A 17,471-nucleotide genomic window follows, 5' to 3' on the forward strand; every position below is an offset into this window, starting at 1 on the left:
GCAGGTTACCCACGTGTTACTCACCCGTCCGCCGCTAACATCAGGGAGCAAGCTCCCATCTGTCCGCTCGACTTGCATGTATTAGGCACGCCGCCAGCGTTCGTCCTGAGCCAGGATCAAACTCTCCATGAAGTAATGGAGCGCAGATTAAGTTTGTCACATGCTGTGACAACATCTGCATGACCTGCATTGTGCAGGCCCCTGACTACGCACATCTCTGTGCGAATTTATAAAAATGAATTAACAGGTACGTTTTGTCTTGTTTAGTTTTCAAAGATCATTTTGTCGCTTCTCAATGAAGCAGCTTTAATAATATAACATTCAGCTTCTTTCTTGTCAACAACTTTTTTTAATTGTTTTATGAAGCTTCTTGTTTTGTCTGCTGTTCATCAGCGACGTTTAATAATATAACATCTGTATTTATTTATTGCAATAGTTTTTTTGAAAAAAGTTCTATAAAACAAATAAACTATAAACCTCGTATTTCATCTATCTCGTACTTATCTTATATCTATATAAAAAGAACATATACAACAGTAATGTGATCTTGTTGTTTTTTTCTTTTTCTTGTATAGTAGAAACGAATTAAATATAGATGACCACAAGGGGAGCATTAAAGCTGAGAGTGAGCGGTTTCGTTCTGACCCTTTGAACCTGTTAGTTAACGCTGGCGTAGGGATGTGGCAAAGTCAAATGAATTGCAGCTCGTAAAGCAGTGCGTGGAACTTTTCTCATCCTTCCGCGTGCTGCTTTTTTGTTGTCCTTTTGGATTGTCTATCCATGGAAGGGGATTTTTATGAATCAATCTAAGCAACTGGTTCGCCTTATTGAAATAGCAATTATGACTGCGGCTGCTGTTATTTTAGACATCGTCTCAGGAATGTTTCTTAGGATGCCTCAAGGAGGCTCGGTCTCCATCATGATGATTCCAATCTTTTTGATCTCATTTCGTTGGGGTGTTAAAGCTGGCCTTACTACCGGCCTGCTGACAGGTCTGGTTCAAATCGCAATCGGAAACTTATTCCCACAACATCCTATACAGCTATTGTTAGATTACATTGTCGCGTTCGCAGCTATCGGAATTAGCGGATGTTTCGCTTCTTCTGTCCGTAAAGCCGCTGTATCCAAAACAAAAGGGAAATTAGTTATTTCAGTGGTCAGCGCAGTTTTGATCGGCAGTTTCCTGCGCTATGCCGCGCATGTCATTTCAGGGGCAGTGTTTTTCGGCAGCTACGCCCCAAAGGGAACACCGGTATGGATTTATTCCTTAACTTATAATGCTACTTATATGGTTCCTTCATTCATCATTTGCGCCATTGTCCTTTGTTTATTATTTATGACAGCACCCCGTTTGCTCAAAACTGACAAAGCTTAACGTGACAACCCCCATATGCTGGGGGTTGTTTTTTGTTATCTGTTAAGAGTTGTTTTCAAAGCAGAAAGATCTGGCCAGCCAAACCCTACTTCCTTCAGCCTTTCTCCCGCGATTTCAAAGCTGTCCTCCGCTATTCTTTCGGGTGAAAAGGCCTGATAAAATGTAATCGAAGGGTTCTTCTCAATTCCCCAAACAAACATACTCGAAAATCCTTGATGAAGCAAAAACTCCACCCCTTTTGCTAAGAGCGCTTTGCCTGCACCTTGCCGCTGATGCTCCTCTAAAAGGTAAATAGCGTACAGCTCACCGTCATAGCCTTCTTGATCAGAGCGAATAGGACCAAACGAAGCAAAGCCGAATATCGTATCTTTTTCATCCTGAGCCACAAATACACCTCTTAATGAACGACTTTTCCATTTGTCTTCAAATTCTTTGTAGTTCAGACTGTTTAAGTATTCAGCCGGGACAACTCCGCGATATGTTGTCCTCCAGCTATCCACATGCACTTTTGCAATGTCCTTTATATCTTCTAACTTTGCTTCTCTGACAGTTACCATCGTGGTTCTATCCTTTCCTTAATCATTCTTCTCGTGTTTGGGTCTCTTTTGCTTCTTTTATTTCATTTGTTAATTCGTTAATGCTTTGTTTTACATTTCCTTTTCCTGAAAAGTTCTCAATTATTTCTTTTACGTCAATTCCCGACGATGCTTTTAAGCTTTCTTGAAGGCTTGACATTAAGTTTGTCGCATAGCTGGTTACTTTGTTGGCGCCGCTAGATTCACCACTTCCCCCTGTATCAACAACAGTAATTTTATCAATATTTGAAAGCGGTGCTGCTGCTTGTTTCGCGTATTCCGGAAGCATTTTTACGATCATATCGAAAATCGCAGCCTGGCCGTACTGTTCAAAGGCAGCGGCAATTTTCTCTTTTGCTTCCGCTTCTGCAAGACCTTTTAGACGGATAACCTCTGCTTCTGTTTCCCCTTTTGCTTTTTCAGCTTCCGCTTTTGCTAGCCCGTCAATTCTGACTTTTTCAGCCTCAGCCTTCGCCATTGCTTCAATACTGTACTTCTTGGCATCGGCTTCTGCAAGCTGTTTGGCTTTCTCAGCGGCTGCGGACTGCTCGACTGAATAACGGTCTGCATCGGCTTTTTTCTTTACCTCTGAGTCATATTGTCGTTCACGGCGAAGAATTTCTTTTTCTTCAAGCTCGATTTGTTTTTGGCGTTCAATAATTTTAACCTGCATTTCCTGCTCTGTGACTTGCTGGCGCGCCCTAGCAGTCTCTAAATCATACGCCTGGTCGGCATTCGCTTTTGCCGTATCTTGCTCTCTGCGATATTCAGCCATTTTGAGCTGATTGATTTTTTCAGCCTCAGCGATTTCAGTCGCCCGTTCAAGTTCTGATTTTTTTGCATCTTTATCGGATTCTGCCCGCTTAATTCGGGTTTCTTTATCAGCCTCTGCTGTCGCGATATCAGCATCCCGTTTTACTTGAGCGATTCTCGGTTTCCCTAATGATTCAAGATAACCGTTTTTATCACGTACATCTTTAATGGTAAAGGAGACAATCACAAGCCCCATTTTTGCGAGATCCTGCGAAGCCACACGCTGTACCTCTTGAGAGAATTTTTCTCTGTTTTTATAGATTTCTTCAACTGTCATTGAGCCGAGAATGGAACGAAGGTGGCCTTCTAAAACCTCCCGCGCTTCCTGCTCACGGTCGTCTTTTGATTTCCCTAAAAATTGTTCGGCAGCTGTAGCGATTTCTCCTATAGAACCGCCGATTTTAATAATCGCAGTTCCATCGGCCATTACAGGCACGCCTTGTTCTGTATAGACTTCAGGTGTCGATACATCGAGTTTGCTTGATAATAGGCTTAGCGGCTCTGCCTGCTGGAAGACGGGAAGGACAAAGGTTCCTCCGCCGCGGACGATTTTAAGACGATTGCCCCCTTCATCGACATGAACATTTTTGTTGCCCAGATAGCTCCCCGTTACGATTAACGCTTCATCAGGCCCTGCCGTACGATACTTTGTGATAAACACGGCAATAAGTGCAATTAATAAAAAGAATACAACTCCGATGACAATTATAATCGGCATTGTCATTTCACATTCCTCCTTGGTTGTTTAAATAGGTTCATGCGGAGTGACTGAAAGAACTCCGTTGTTAACATCTACAATCAAAACAGCTGTACCGTAACTGATTTGCTCATTATCAAAGCTGACTGCTGACTTTGAGATGGTGCCGCCTATCCCTTCAATGACCACTTCACCAAACCCATCAACAGGAACAGCTGTAATGACTTTACCGACTCTTCCTCTTAGATCGTCTTCTTTATAAACCAATGATTCTTCTGCAGATGATAATGGTACCAGTACAAAGGTGTGAAGCAATACCACCAGCATGATCGAAAGAATACAAGATAAAAGGGCGATCAACAGGCTCGACAGGGGCAATATGAGCTCGCCTATATATCCGCCGGCTGAAAAACATGTAAAAAATGCGAGCATCAATGTCGGATTAAGAAAAGGAATGCCTTCTGACAGTCCTGCAAATACATCTCCGAAAAACAGAAATAACAGCGTAAGGCTGCCCGCAATAATAAGCGTGTAAAGATAAATTGTGTGTATAGGAACGCCAAATAACTCCAATTTCCTCATCCTTTCTTCATCAATGCATTGATGAACGGCCGCCGTTACCATTTATACGAGATACAGCAGAAAAGGTTTCAAAATTTTAAGATAAATAACCTATTTTTAAATGCTTGATAAATGATAATTGCTTATATATATGGTAATGTCATTTTAGGAGGAGATATGATGAGTATCTTTAATGAAGCCAGATTAGAAACGTGGAACGAAGTGAAAGGACTTTCTGACGAAAAGCTGAATCAAAAGCCCTCTGCTGGGGAATGGAGCATACGGGAAGTGCTTGACCATCTAAAAAAAATCGATATGGCTGCACAAAAAATGCTGAAGGAACGTGTAAAGGAAGCTCCTGTTAAAGAAGTTGAAGAAAAAAACCTTGAGGTAGCACAGGGTAGAAATAATAAACGGAAAGCTCCGAGTCATCTTGAGCCTGAACATGATTTCATTTCAGGAAGCCAAATGAAACGCGAACTTGATGTTGTGAGAGAGCAACTGACTGCTGCAATTGCCTCTCTGAAAGAAGAAGATTTTGAAAGAGTGCTTCCTCATCCTGTGTTTCAAGAGTTGACTGTGAAACAGTGGATCGATTTTATCGGCCACCATGAAAAACGGCACCTCAGCCAGATTAAAGAAATTAAAGAGAAAATAGAAAGGGCCTGATTTGATCAGACCCTTTCTGCTTTTCGTGGTTTGGCTTTCCGCTGATAGGAATGAACTACTATTTCATTACCTGCGTAAACAGCTCCGGGCCTCTCAACAATGCAGACAATCCCTCTTATGCCCAGTGCGTGGCGGACAAAAGCCGGTGCCAGCTTCGGCTTGTCCGGATAATAAGACTGAATGACTTCTCCCGGCTGAATACACGGATCATTTTCTCCCTCACACAGCAAAGCGGCTCCGCTTGGAAAAATGAGCCGGCTTCCTTCTTTTAATGAAGTAAGATCGGGTATGCCGCTGACTGCCACATTCGCCCCGAGCCATTCCGGCAAAATGCTCGGCACTCCTATTTTTAAAGCAATTTCATCACATTCCTCTATTGAAACAATAGAAATTTGTCTTCGGTTGAAAATTTCAGTCCCTCTTGAAAACATCGGTTCTCTGGCCCCCGCTTTTTTGGTCAGGCCAAAATGCAAGTCGCCGGGGATGCCGCCATAATCAAAATCAAGCTTGTCCATTTGCTTTGTTATGAAGCTTTCTGTATCTGCGATATATACGCCTTCCGCTTTTGCGGCCATACGCTTCCACATCAGCAGCACCTTCCTTCTTCTCTAAAATTTCCATCTATGCTTCATTATCCAGAAAAATCCCGCTCTGTAAAGGAGCGGGACATGTAGTTATACCGTTTTAGGTGTAAGGTTAAAGCAGCGCTTGTAGATCCAATTATATGCTTTTTCATTTAAATCTCTAGGGTTTCCAAAGGTTTGCGGATCTTTCATCGCTTCTTTTGACAAACGTTCGATCATATCAGGTGATACTCCCTGCTCTTCTAAAGTCGGTACTTCTAAGTCTTCGACCAGGTCATACATCCAATTGACAGATGCTTTCGCAGCTTCTTCTGTTGTCATATTGCTTGTATCAATACCGAACGCTTTCGCAATACGTGCAAATTTCTCAGGGTAGCCCTTCCAGTTGTACTCCATGACAGGACCCATCATCGCAGCCACACATTGACCGTGAGCAACTGGGATAATACCGCCAAGCGTTTGGCTCATCGCATGAGCCGCGCCCGCTGATTCACTGCCGTAAGAGAGACCTGCAAGCATCGCAGCCTGCGCCATTCCATATCTTGCTTCCAGATCCTCTCCGTCAGCAAATGCTCTTTTAATATAATGAGCGGCGTATTCAATCGCCATCAAGGCAACTGCATCCGTGATTGGCTGCGCAAATTTCATTGTATAGCACTCAATGGCATGAGCAAGCGCATCAATTCCCGTCATGGCTGTTACATGCGGAGGCATTGAAATATGAAGTTCAGGATCAATGATGGTCAGGTGCGCTGCAATCAGTGGACCGCCCGTGTTGAATTTAAATTCTCTTTCTTCATCTGTGATAACTGCCCATTGAGTTACTTCTGATCCAGTTCCAGCCGTTGTCGGAATTGTCGTAAGCGGAGGAATACGGTTTTCCAGCGGTTTTTTCCCATCTGCCGCTTCATAATCCAGCACGCTTCCTTCGTGAGTGGCTTCTACTCCGATTGCTTTTGCAGTATCCATGGAGCTTCCGCCTCCGACTGCCACCAAACCATTACAGTTCTCTTTTCTGTAAAGCTCAGAACCTTCATTCACCAGACGGACAGGCGGGTTTGGCTCTACTTTATTAAAGAGCACCACTTCAATGCCTGCATCTTTAAGTGATTCGATAACAGGATCTACGACGCCGGCTTTATAAATTCCTGGGTCTGTGACAAGGAGTGCCTTTGAAACGCCAAGAGAAGCAACTTCTTCACCCGTATTTTTGACGGCTCCGATTCCGTGCTTAATCACAGTCGGAATTTCAAATGTGTGGAATTTGTGCATGCTTTCTATCTTCATATTTAATGTCATCATTAACTCCCCCTCTTATGAATTGAACCAATTAACCGCTGCCGGTTTTGTATTGCGATATACATGTTTGACTTCCGTGTATTCTTCAAGACCTATTTTTCCAAGCTCTCGTCCGAACCCGGATTGCTTATAGCCACCCCATGGCGCCTGTGCAAAGTACGGATGGAAATCGTTAATCCAAACTGTTCCCATTCTCAAGCGGGATGCTACGCGTTCGCACTTTTCAATATCTTTAGACCATACCGCTCCGGCCAAGCCATAGATGGTATCATTCGCAAGCGCGATGACCTCTTCTTCAGAGCTGAAGGTTTCGACTGTCAATACAGGACCGAAAACCTCTTCCTGAACAATTCTCATATCAGATTTACAGTTTGAAAAAATAGTAGGTTCATAGAAAAAGCCATTTTGAAGCGCAGGGTCTTCGGGGCGTTTGCCGCCTGTCTCAAGCTTCGCGCCTTCTTCTATTCCGATCTTTACATATTTTTCTACCTTTGCCCTGTGCTCTGCAGAAATAAGCGGGCCGCTTTCTGTCTCTTCGTGAAAACCATTTCCGAGTTTTATGCGTTTTGCCCGTTTGACAAGCTCTGTTAAAAATTGATCGTGAATGGCATCTTCAACAAGCAAGCGGGAACCGGCGGAGCATACTTGGCCGGCATGGAAAAATACAGCGTTTAATGCCTGATCGACAGCAACTTCTAGATCTGCATCCTTGAAAACGATATTTGGATTCTTTCCGCCAAGTTCAAGCGCAATTTTTTTGACGTTTCCGCTTGCGGCCCGCATGATTTTTTTGCCTGTTTCGACTCCACCCGTAAACGAAATCAAATCGACGTCTTTGTTTACGGCAAGCTCGTCGCCCACTGTGGCTCCCGGCCCAAGCACAAGATTTGCGACACCTTCGGGAACACCGGCCTCTTCCATTAGCTTGAAGACTTTGATTGTCGTTAGCGGTGTAATCTCACTCGGCTTCATGACGATCGTATTTCCTGCAGCCAATGCAGGCGCGATTTTCCAGCTCGCCTGCAGGAGCGGGTAATTCCACGGAGTAATCTGGCCGCAAACCCCAATTGGCTCTCTGATAATTTTGCTTTCTGAATCAGGGACCGGAGATGAAATGATCTCTCCGCCATCTTTATCTGCCAATCCGGCGTAATATTGAAAAACATTGGCAATATCGTCCATATCCGCCTTGCTTTCTTCGAGTGTTTTTCCCGTATCAAGCGATTCAAGCTCAGCCAGCTCATCAAGGTCGCGTCTGATTAATTCCGCAATTTTCAGAACAATCTTCCCGCGTTCAAGCCCGGATAGAGATGACCATTCTCCTTTGTCAAATGCTCTTCGCGCGGCTGAAATTGCCTTGATGGCGTCCTCTCGCCCTCCTTCGCTTACGGTTGCAATTTCTTCTTGATTAAATGGATTGATAATGCTGCGGATCTGCTCTTCTTCGGCACTGATCCATTCTCCGTCAATATATAATGTTTGACTCATATAAGCCTCCTTGACGTAAATAAAGTTTGTTAAATAAAAATTTAATGTTTTTAACAATCTTAATCTAACATACGAATTTTAAACTGTCAAAGCCCCATTTTGATTTTCTTTTTGACATTTCTTTATGTTTCGTTAAGATAAAGAACATAAAGAAATAACTTAACGAATTTAATTTTCTAATGGAAAAGAGGGTCAGTATGGATGAAAATCCAGAATTTGCAGCTATAGAACAGGCTCGGGATCTTGTTATCGACTCCATTGCTGAAACGATGGATCTTTACGGTATTACCCGCAGTGTCGGGATTTTATATGGCACGATGTATATGAGGGATGAGATGACACTTGACGAAATGCGTGAGGAATTGCAAATGAGCAAGCCAAGCATGAGCACAGGCGTCAAAAAGCTCCAGGACTTAAATGTAGTGAAAAAAACATTTCACCGGGGCATCCGCAAGCATACCTTTGTGGCTGAAAAAGATTTCTTCAAATTTTTCACAAATTTCTTTCCGCCTAAATGGGAACGCGAAGTGCAGGTAAATGTAGCAGCTATTGAAGAGGCTCAAGCTGATTTACAAGAGGTTATAAACAAGGAAGGTCTCAATGAGGACATCAAAAATGAAGCACTACAGTTATACGAGCAGCTTGAAAGCTCTAAAGCTTACTATGATTGGCTCAAACGACTTGCTGAATCGGTGCAGAGCGGGGACATTTTTACATTTATACCGATTGAAACAAATTAAAACAGAAAACGTCCGGGAAACCGGGCGTTTTTTGTTCATTTATTTGCAATTACTTAAATATTTAAAAAATATAGGCCGGACAACCCATTTACTTCGTAAATATTTGGTGGTAATTTTTATATAGATAAAATTTACATTAGGCCAATCATAGGGGGTGAAAAGCGGACAGGCCTCTGTACATAATATAACTTTTTTTAGGGGGAATTTTGTTATGAAACGCAAACTATTATCTTCTCTAGCAATCAGTGCATTGAGTCTCGGATTACTCGTTTCTGCACCTACTGCTTCTTTCGCGGCTGAATCTAAATCAACTTCTGAGCCTACTATGAGCATAAAATCATCAGCCTCATTGTTTGCAACAATCACAGGGGCCAGCAAAACGGAATGGTCTTTCTCAGATATCGAATTGACGTACCGTCCAAATACGCTCCTCAGCCTTGGCGTCATGGAATTTACATTGCCAAGCGGATTTACTGCAAATACGAAAGACACGTTGAACGGTAATGCCTTGCGTGAAACACAGATCCTAAATAACGGGAAAACAGTAAGAATCCCTCTGGCGCTTGATTTATTAGGAGCTGGCGAATTCAAATTAAAATTGAATAACAAAACTCTTCCTGCCGCTGGCACATATACTTTCCGTGCGGAGAATAAATCATTGAGCATCGGAAATAAATTTTATGCAGAAGCCAGCATTGACGTTGCTAAACGCAGCACCCCTCCAACTCAGCCATGCGGCTGCAAGTAATCTAAAAGACCGGTTAACGCCGGTCTTTTTTGCGTTTTGACCTCCCCTTTTTCCTCTATTTCCAGTTATCTTTTTTCTAGTTTAAAATTTAAATTGACAAACTCTAGAAACAGGAGTAAATTCTTGAGTGTTCAATTTCATACAGTCTCTTTTTCCGCTTAATCAAATACGAACGGGGGAACCAACGATTGGCTGTTTTTGTAACAGCTTTGGGGTGAATCTTACTACGTAAGAGGGGGTACTCTGAATCCCTAATCCGACAGCTAACCTCGTAGGCGTTTACAGAGAGGAGGTCTATTAGCGACCATTCTTCGAAATGGTCTTTTTTGCTTCAAAAAGCGTTAATTTTACTAAGGGAGTTATGAACATTGGGAAGAATAAAAAACAAGCAATTTGCCGTGATCGGACTGGGCAGGTTTGGCGGAAGCATTTGCAAAGAGCTGCACAGAATGGGGCATGAGGTCCTTGCGGTTGACATCAACGAAGAAAAGGTAAATGCATACGCTTCTTACGCAACTCATGCGGTGATCGCCAACGCCACTGAAGAAAACGAATTGCTATCGTTAGGAATACGCAATTTTGAATATGTGATCGTTGCAATCGGAGCGAATATTCAAGCGAGTACCCTGACTACCCTATTATTAAAGGAGTTTGACATCCCAAATATTTGGGTGAAGGCTCAAAACCATTATCATCATAAGGTGCTTGAAAAAATCGGCGCTGACCGCATTATTCATCCTGAAAAGGATATGGGCGTCAAGATCGCACAAAGCCTTTCTGATGAGAACGTTTTAAATTACATTGATTTATCTGATGATTACAGTATTGTCGAGCTGCTGGCAACACATAAGCTTGATTCAAAATCAATTATTGATCTGAATGTAAGAGCAAAGTACGGCTGTACAATCCTTGCCATTAAACATCATGGAGATATCCGTCTTTCCCCCGCACCTGAAGACGTCATTCACGAACAGGATTGCCTGGTGATCATGGGGCACAAAAAGGATATTAAACGTTTTGAAAACGAAGGGATGTAGACTTAGGTGACACTTCAAAAGGATAAAGTGATCAAATGGGTTCGTTTTACACCGCCTCAAGTGCTGGCAATTGGTTTTTTTCTCACCATTATCATCGGGGCTGTGCTGTTAAAGCTTCCGATTTCTACAATGAAGCCATTGTCATGGATAGATGCCCTTTTTACTGCAGCTTCCGCAACAACCGTTACAGGACTTGCAGTTGTCGATACAGGTACAGAATTTACACTTTTCGGGCAAACTGTCATCATGGGGCTGATTCAGATCGGCGGGCTTGGATTTATGACTTTTGCTGTTTTGATTGTCATGATATTAGGAAAAAAAATCGGATTAAAAGAACGAATGCTGGTTCAGGAAGCCTTAAATCAGCCGACAATCGGCGGTGTCATAGGTCTTGTCAAAGTCCTGTTTCTGTTTTCCATCAGTATTGAGTTGATAGCAGCACTCATCTTATCCATCAGGCTTGTGCCCCAGTATGGCTGGGCATCCGGCTTGTTTGCCAGTCTGTTTCACTCAATATCTGCTTTTAACAATGCCGGGTTTTCGTTGTGGCCGGATAATTTGATGAGCTACGTTGGGGATCCTACAGTTAACCTAGTGATTACTCTCTTATTTATCACAGGAGGGATTGGATTTACCGTTCTGTTTGACATTATGAAAAATCGGCGATTTAAAGCCTTTTCTCTACACACGAAAATCATGCTGACAGGAACCCTGATTCTGAATGCGGTCGCTATGCTTGTGATCTTTATTTTAGAGTACAGCAATCCCGGCACGCTCGGCCATCTGCATATAGGAGATAAACTATGGGCTTCCTATTTTCAAGCTGTGACGCCAAGAACCGCGGGCTTCAATTCTCTAGATATTGGAAGTATGAGAGAAGGAACGATTGTATTTACTTTATTATTAATGTTTATCGGTGCAGGCAGCGCTTCAACGGCGAGCGGCATTAAGCTGACTACATTCATCGTGATTTTAATGTCTGTAACTGCTTATTTGCGAGGTAAAAAAGAAACGGTTATTTTCCGCCGCTCCATCAAATATCCGATTATCATTAAAGCTTTAGCTGTGAGCGTCACCGGTTTGTTCATTGTGTTTTTAGGGATATTCGCCCTGACGGTCACAGAACAAGCGCCGTTTATTCAAATTGTGTTTGAAACCTTTTCCGCATTCGGAACTGTCGGTCTATCAATGGGATTGACCCCTGAACTTACAAAAGTGGGCAAATGTATCATTATTGTCATCATGTTCATCGGAAGAATTGGTCCTTTGACGTTCGTGTTTTCATTTGCGAAAACAGAGAAATCAAATATCCGTTATCCTGACGGCGAGGTATTTACGGGATAATAACAAAAAATCCGGCGATTTAAGCGCCGGATTTTTTATGATTCGGTATGAGATTGATTTTGTCTTTTTTCCTGTTCCGCGATGATTTCGTTATCCTCTGCGTTATCACGGGTCACTTTTTGTGTAAGAATCGCACCGACCGCTACAAGGATCATAACAGCGATGTAATAGCCTTTTTCATTGAGTTCCAGATTATCAGCATTATAAAGTCCGATACTAAACAAAAATACTCCCGCAAAAAAAGTGAAATAAGCTAATACTGTAAAGGCAACCGTGTTTCTCCGTCTATATTTATGCACCTTTGTTCCCTCCTGAAAGCATAGTTAATAAGTGATAACTTCCATGGAATATTATACCTCAAATTCCCCTGGATGGAACAATGAATTAAAAATACCAGGAAAAAGGGCTCAGGTTGCTTCCTTTATTTCAACAGCTGAATCATCAATCCAGCCGATGAGTTTATCATTGATTTGAAATTGGTACCATACGGACTGGCCTTTCTGCTTTTTGGATACAACCTTTATGTCTTTGTCGACGTAAGATTGAGCAGAGGTGAGCTTTATGGACCGATCATCAGTAGAAGGCTTGGACCATATATCTTGAACGGCACTGTCTTTAATGGAAGCTTTTAAATCCACTGATTTGAGCGATGGATTCACCTCATCGTACTCATCTAAATCGTATTTTTCCACAATAGTGCTGATTTTGTCTGCGTATTCAGGGTCTGTAGCATATCCTGATGTTTGCAATGCCGTTGCCGCTTCCTTATAATCCCCAGCCTCAAGCACCGGTTTATACTTCTTTTTATTCCACGATGTGCCGCGGACAAACAATTTGGCGTGGTCATCCATAGATTCAAAATACGTGCTGTATTTTCGAAACTTTGCGCGAATGGTTTTTCTTTTCCCTTTTTCAAATTCATCTGTTTCCATCGTGACATGACGGCCTTTATAATTTCCTTTTACGCCAAAAAGGTTGTTGGCCTGAGCAGCGAGCTCGCTGTTCCCCCAGTCGGATTCGAGAATAGCTTGAGCAATCGTGATGCTGGGGAGGACATGATATTTCTCATACAAAATTTGTGCATGTCCGGACAGGCTGTCTATAAATACCTGCTGTTCATCAATTTCTTCGGGTTCTTTGGATGTTTCTATCGGTTTTGATAACGTTGTCGCTAAGACAAACAGGGCTAACGGAATCGATACAATGAAAAATAGTGAAATGAAGAGTCTACGTTTTTTCAATTTTTTACGGGCCATGAAAACCTTCCTTCAAGTTAAAAGATTACGAATGTAAAAGAATCTACCTTTTAGAATTTTACTTGCACTTCTAATATTTTTCAATTCTTTAAGGATATAGTTGGGAAAAGACTGCAAACAAAAAACCTTTTCCCTCAAGGAAAAGGTTTTGATCATGTATCTAATTTAGTCAGCTTGGGCTGTTTAAACTTTCTAAGTGCATTACGATATTCTGTATCATGTATCACTTTATGTGATTTGACAGCAGCCTTTGACAGTCCTTGTGTTGAAACGGCCGGTTTTTCCGGAACTGTTTTCGCTTTATCATGCGGTTTATGTGCCAGCTTGTGCCCCATACCTGTAGCGTTCATACAGAATGACAGGCAAACGAGCAGCACACTCAGAATAAAAGAAATGAAAAAGAGATCATGATAAGCGGTCATCATAGAATCCTGCATCGAACCGCTTTGTCTGGCAGCATCTTTTTGCGTGAAAAAGCCGATGAGGATTGGAACTCCCATATAGACAAACAATCTTAAAAACTGCACAGCTGTCATTCTCTTGACCAAATCAGGCAGCGGACCGCCCATAGCAGCTCCCATCAGCCCTGCGGCCACTGTCAGTCCCGCTCCAGCGGCAAGCATGATAAACAGCACTGCAAATATATAAAGTGACGATTGATCCTGCATGTGCAGCCATTGAAAATTCACAAACACGAGAATAAGAGCACCTATAATACCGAGCATCCCAGGCCCGACTTTATCATAAAACAAAGCGCTCACAATGGCGGCGATCGCCACTCCGATTAAAAGAGTTGCGTTTAAAAGAATGAGATGCTCCTGAGAAATATCATACATTTGCCGTAGCAATCCCTGAAAAGCAGAAAGGCTGACAGCTACCGTTATCGTTCCTATAGCAATGATGAATAAACCGAGCACCGGTTTTGGCAGCAGCATCAGTTTTATAGAAATGAATGGGTTTCTCACTTTATATTCCACAATCAATAGAACAAGAAGCAAACATAACGTAATTCCAAAGCCTGTCCATACATAACCTGATGAAAGTCCCCATTTTTGCAGAAAAATGAATGTAACCGCTGAGGCTGCAGCAAGGCACACAGATAAAATGATTCCTGCTCGATCTAGCGGCTGTTCTTGTTCTGCCGATCCATGATGCTCATCATGAAGAAAGAAATAGCTCACCGCGACACCAATCAGTGACAGCGCGCCAAAGAAGTAAAACAGCCATCTCCAATGCCCGTAGCTTGTTGCAATCGTTCCTAGAATCGTGCCGATAATAACAGAGCCATAAAATCCGCCGATCAGCACAAGCAGGGCATAGTTCCTGCGGTCAATCGGAAATGACAGAACAAGCATTGGAATCATAATCATCAGCATGACACCTGTAGCCGCTCCCTGTAAAAAGCGCCCTGCCGCCATCCATGCAATATCGCTGGAACATGCGAAAAGCAGTGAGCCAAGTATAAAAACGGGTAATGAAGCCAGATAGATTGGACGGGCACCAAATTTTTTTCTCAGCAGCGGTCCTGCCGGCACTAATAAAGCAAAGGCCATATTGCCAATCAGTATTGGATTCACCGATGCGAAGTCACTTGTTCCAACCGTCTTCTGAACAAGGCCTTGTATTGACGATAATGCCGTGTTAGACATCAATCCCGGCCCAACCGCTAAAACAGCGAGCAAAGAGATCACCCAATAGTGTTTTGTCTTCATGTTGTCATTCCTTCCTAAATGAATACATACGAAACATATCATTTTTGAAAACAAAAGAAGCTAATAGATTTTGCCATTAGCTTTCATTCTAATCCTCTCCCTATCCTGGGAAAGGATATTATTTTATTATAGCCATGTGAACAAATGAGCATATATTCAAACATTATTCCAAATCGATTATGATTTGTCAATGGCGCAAATTTCAAGTAAAAAAAGCCTGAACAGTTTTTGACCGATATCGTGTTTTGAGACAAGACGGCTTGAGCCCGTTCAATTTCTGATCAACAAAAGGGTTCAGCGAATATTTCTCAAAAACAAAAAAACCCTCATAAAATAAGGGTGTAAAGGTATGGAGCCAAGGGGGCTCGAACCCCTGACCTCTACGCTGCCATTGTGGAGATGGGTTTCCGATACGAACATAAGTTTCATTCCCAAACCCTATTTTATAGGGTTTACTTACATAAGTTATTTACTTACATAAGTTTCTGATTAAAAATATTCTTTTTTGATTAAAAATGAGGAAGTTGGTCCCCAATTCGTCCCCATCTGTCCCCAAAAGGCATTATAACGTACTTCGTTTACATCCCTATGTTGCTTAATTCCTTCCAATAATTTCTCCATTGATAAAGGAACATTCGTTCGCATATAATTTATTCAAGGAGATGATCGGAATGAGTTAAGGAATTTACGACAAGAGATGGGAACAAAAATTCATATTGCCTGAGCAAAGGGCTGCCCTTTTAAACAGAAAGAGAGAAGTTCAGAAGATCGAAAAACCCATTCTTGATGAATACCAGCTGGAGGAGATGGCACGCACTATTTGCGAAGCGATGGAATTCAACTCGGTTCTGGTCATCAGTATATACAGAGACGGCTTTATTGAAGATGTAAAAGGGGATGTACATTACATAAACGAAGTGAAACAGAAACTACAGTTTTTAAAGGGGATACTAATTATATAGCATTTGATTGGCTTGTTTTTGCAGAAACAAAATAACCCTCTCTAAACGAGAGGGGCACTGCAAGTTATGTTTGTAATCTTGCAGCCATTTGCATTTCTTCTTTTTTAGTGTTAGATAAATCAGTCTGCACTTGCAAACTGCCTCCAATAAAAGCAATTAACCCAGCCACAATAACTATGGAGGAAACAGACAAACCGATTTGCTTTTTAATATTCATACAAGCAATCACCTCGCTGAATTTGAAGTTGTGCCTCAACCATCTGATCATAATACATTGTAGCATTTTCATAGTCTTTTGACTCTTTGAAGTAATTAGCTGTGAGAAGTGTCAATTCTTCTATATATGAAAACATGTGGATATTTTTTAGTTTATCTAATATTTTGGTGAGTGCTTTCTCATTACCACCTTCGACGTATAAGGCTTTCAAATACTCATTCAACAATACAAAAAGATGATCTTCATATTCTTTCGATAACTCTAAACCCTTTTGTAAGATTATACTTGCCTCATCCTTTTTCTGTTTGAACAAAACAATAGCCAATGAATAAAAACAGTGAGGGAGTGTCTGGGACTTTATTTCTTCACCAACAGCAATAGACTCTTTTAAATACTCTTCAGCTATATCAGTTTGGTCCATATAGTGGTGACTCTCGCCTAGATTGTAAAGTGCTGAAGTAATTAGCCTTTTATGACCTAATTCTTTAGCCAACTTTAAAGCTTCTTCAAGATGCTGTAAACCTTTTTCGTAATGTTTAAAGTCGAGATAGTTACCAACAACTACGAATAGACTTTGAATTTTACGGACTTTGTATAGTGGGTGCTGATCATATACTTCAAGTGCTTTCAATATATGATGCATAGAGACGTGCGTTTGTTTCATGTTGTAATATGCTTCAGCTACTTTAAAATGAAATTCTGCCTGCTCAATTTCATCCTTTACAGCATAAAGTTCTTTTTCTGCTTTACGATAAAAGTTTATGGCCTCTACATATTCTTTATGATCAAATTCATACATACCGCGGAAAAATAACGAGTAATACTTCAGGAGTCCAGTTAGTTTTTTTTGTGGAGTTTCAATCTTTTCAAGTAATTCAGCTATACTCGGTCGTGACGTCCTATACTTTTTCTCCGGTTCTAAGTAATCGAGCATCAACTGATGACGAAAACACATAAGAGAATAATATATCAGTAAATCCTGGTCCTCTTCCATTTTTTTAATTTCCTGTTCAACTTCAACTTTCAAAATTTCAGCATCCGGAACACTGAATTGACGAATCATTTTATACCAGTCGTTGATTTTAACGCCTACATGTGACGATGGCAAAACCAAATCCATGGCTTAACCCCCCTCTCCATCCTTTTTATGTAATATTTTATCATTTTACATATAATGCTTGTCCGCAAAAAAACCGCAAACTTTTCTTCGGTTCAATTCATAATTCTTAAAAATAAAATTCATATTAAAAAAGCAGGCGTTACGCCTGCTCAGCTTGTAGAGAAAACGATGTTTTTCTACAAGCTTTTTTTGTTTTACGCTGTTTTTTTGGATATTCAGCTGATTTCAAAAACAGAAAAAGAGCTCCCGCATACCTAGCTCCGCTTGGCTAGGT

Annotated in this window: 17 protein-coding genes, 1 rRNA gene, 1 pseudogene and 2 riboswitches; of the genes and pseudogenes, 7 read left to right on the forward strand and 12 right to left on the reverse strand. The window is 41.6% G+C overall.

The window, feature by feature from the left end; all coding sequences use genetic code 11:
- Positions 1–132, reverse strand: a 16S ribosomal RNA gene (locus Q3W56_RS20085); the annotation flags it as partial.
- A 462-nt stretch (positions 133–594) separates the two neighbouring features.
- Positions 595–696, forward strand: a riboswitch (TPP riboswitch).
- 100 nt (positions 697–796) lie between these two features.
- Here Q3W56_RS20085 and thiT point away from each other — a divergent pair.
- On the forward strand, positions 797–1,375 hold the full coding sequence (thiT, locus tag Q3W56_RS20090) for an energy-coupled thiamine transporter ThiT (protein WP_019715492.1): 579 nt from the start codon (positions 797–799) through the stop codon (positions 1,373–1,375).
- A gap of 35 nt (positions 1,376–1,410) precedes the next feature.
- On the opposite strand, the gene Q3W56_RS20095 is transcribed toward thiT, so the two are convergent.
- Genes Q3W56_RS20095 through Q3W56_RS20105 form a run of 3 tightly spaced genes read right to left on the reverse strand, consistent with a single transcriptional unit; the run spans position 1,411 to position 4,033 of the window.
- Positions 1,411–1,932: a GNAT family N-acetyltransferase gene (locus tag Q3W56_RS20095; RefSeq protein WP_302896649.1), complete on the reverse strand. Its 522-nt coding sequence runs from the start codon at positions 1,930–1,932 to the stop codon at positions 1,411–1,413.
- A 22-nt stretch (positions 1,933–1,954) separates the two neighbouring features.
- On the reverse strand, positions 1,955–3,487 hold the full coding sequence (gene floT / locus Q3W56_RS20100; protein WP_302896650.1) for a flotillin lipid rafts scaffold protein FloT: 1,533 nt from the start codon (positions 3,485–3,487) through the stop codon (positions 1,955–1,957).
- A gap of 21 nt (positions 3,488–3,508) precedes the next feature.
- Positions 3,509–4,033, reverse strand: coding sequence for an NfeD family protein (locus tag Q3W56_RS20105; protein ID WP_029317106.1), 525 nt, complete (start codon positions 4,031–4,033; stop codon positions 3,509–3,511).
- 168 nt (positions 4,034–4,201) lie between these two features.
- Here Q3W56_RS20105 and Q3W56_RS20110 point away from each other — a divergent pair, with 168 nt between their 5' ends.
- Positions 4,202–4,690, forward strand: a complete 489-nt coding sequence (locus Q3W56_RS20110) for a DinB family protein (protein ID WP_302896651.1) — start codon at positions 4,202–4,204, stop codon at positions 4,688–4,690.
- A 5-nt stretch (positions 4,691–4,695) separates the two neighbouring features.
- Here the strand turns inward: Q3W56_RS20110 and Q3W56_RS20115 are convergent, their stop codons facing one another.
- The 3 genes from Q3W56_RS20115 to betB form a co-directional block, all read right to left on the reverse strand.
- Positions 4,696–5,277 (reverse strand): MOSC domain-containing protein, encoded by a 582-nt coding sequence (locus Q3W56_RS20115; protein ID WP_302896652.1) that lies wholly within the window; start codon positions 5,275–5,277, stop codon positions 4,696–4,698.
- A gap of 87 nt (positions 5,278–5,364) precedes the next feature.
- Positions 5,365–6,573 carry a choline dehydrogenase gene (gene gbsB, locus Q3W56_RS20120; RefSeq protein ID WP_302896653.1) on the reverse strand — a complete coding sequence of 403 codons (1,209 nt, stop codon included), beginning with the start codon at positions 6,571–6,573 and terminating at the stop codon, positions 5,365–5,367.
- Between the two features lie 15 nt (positions 6,574–6,588).
- A complete protein-coding gene (gene betB, locus Q3W56_RS20125; RefSeq protein ID WP_302896654.1) occupies positions 6,589–8,061 on the reverse strand; it encodes a betaine-aldehyde dehydrogenase in 1,473 nt (490 codons plus the stop codon).
- Positions 8,062–8,258: 197 nt separating this feature from the next.
- Here betB and cudC point away from each other — a divergent pair, with 197 nt between their 5' ends.
- The 4 genes from cudC (at position 8,259) to ktrB (ending at position 11,930) form a co-directional block, all read left to right on the forward strand.
- Positions 8,259–8,801, forward strand: a complete 543-nt coding sequence (gene cudC, locus Q3W56_RS20130; protein WP_302896655.1) for a transcriptional regulator GbsR — start codon at positions 8,259–8,261, stop codon at positions 8,799–8,801.
- A 211-nt stretch (positions 8,802–9,012) separates the two neighbouring features.
- Positions 9,013–9,549, forward strand: a complete 537-nt coding sequence (bslA, locus tag Q3W56_RS20135) for a biofilm surface layer hydrophobin BslA (RefSeq protein ID WP_302896656.1) — start codon at positions 9,013–9,015, stop codon at positions 9,547–9,549.
- Between the two features lie 145 nt (positions 9,550–9,694).
- Positions 9,695–9,843, forward strand: a riboswitch (cyclic di-AMP (ydaO/yuaA leader).
- A 74-nt stretch (positions 9,844–9,917) separates the two neighbouring features.
- Positions 9,918–10,586 carry a potassium uptake protein KtrA gene (gene ktrA / locus Q3W56_RS20140; protein WP_268401120.1) on the forward strand — a complete coding sequence of 223 codons (669 nt, stop codon included), beginning with the start codon at positions 9,918–9,920 and terminating at the stop codon, positions 10,584–10,586.
- A 6-nt stretch (positions 10,587–10,592) separates the two neighbouring features.
- The gene (gene ktrB / locus Q3W56_RS20145; RefSeq protein ID WP_302896657.1) at positions 10,593–11,930 is read left to right on the forward strand and encodes a Ktr system potassium transporter KtrB; all 1,338 of its coding nucleotides are present in this window, start codon (positions 10,593–10,595) and stop codon (positions 11,928–11,930) included.
- A 35-nt stretch (positions 11,931–11,965) separates the two neighbouring features.
- Here ktrB and Q3W56_RS20150 read toward each other — a convergent pair whose 3' ends face one another.
- The 3 genes from Q3W56_RS20150 to Q3W56_RS20160 form a co-directional block, all read right to left on the reverse strand.
- Positions 11,966–12,229: a YiaA/YiaB family inner membrane protein gene (locus Q3W56_RS20150; protein ID WP_302896658.1), complete on the reverse strand. Its 264-nt coding sequence runs from the start codon at positions 12,227–12,229 to the stop codon at positions 11,966–11,968.
- A gap of 108 nt (positions 12,230–12,337) precedes the next feature.
- The gene (locus tag Q3W56_RS20155; RefSeq protein WP_302896659.1) at positions 12,338–13,186 is read right to left on the reverse strand and encodes a glucosaminidase domain-containing protein; all 849 of its coding nucleotides are present in this window, start codon (positions 13,184–13,186) and stop codon (positions 12,338–12,340) included.
- Positions 13,187–13,338: 152 nt separating this feature from the next.
- Positions 13,339–14,898 carry an MFS transporter gene (locus Q3W56_RS20160; RefSeq protein WP_302896660.1) on the reverse strand — a complete coding sequence of 520 codons (1,560 nt, stop codon included), beginning with the start codon at positions 14,896–14,898 and terminating at the stop codon, positions 13,339–13,341.
- Positions 14,899–15,581: 683 nt separating this feature from the next.
- Between Q3W56_RS20160 and Q3W56_RS20165 the strand changes: the two are divergent.
- Positions 15,582–15,895: pseudogene (locus Q3W56_RS20165) on the forward strand (YolD-like family protein).
- A gap of 29 nt (positions 15,896–15,924) precedes the next feature.
- Here the strand turns inward: Q3W56_RS20165 and Q3W56_RS20170 are convergent.
- Together Q3W56_RS20170 and Q3W56_RS20175 are read right to left on the reverse strand one after the other, a co-directional pair.
- Positions 15,925–16,077: a hypothetical protein gene (locus Q3W56_RS20170; RefSeq protein ID WP_302896662.1), complete on the reverse strand. Its 153-nt coding sequence runs from the start codon at positions 16,075–16,077 to the stop codon at positions 15,925–15,927.
- Positions 16,067–17,197, reverse strand: a complete 1,131-nt coding sequence (locus Q3W56_RS20175) for a Rap family tetratricopeptide repeat protein (RefSeq protein ID WP_010330103.1) — start codon at positions 17,195–17,197, stop codon at positions 16,067–16,069. The genes Q3W56_RS20170 and Q3W56_RS20175 overlap by 11 nt, the downstream gene beginning before the upstream one ends.
- Positions 17,198–17,471 lie beyond the last annotated feature (274 nt).

This window comes from Bacillus sp. C28GYM-DRY-1 (assembly GCF_030519405.1).
Taxonomy (GTDB): Bacteria; Bacillota; Bacilli; order Bacillales; family Bacillaceae; genus Bacillus; species Bacillus spizizenii_A.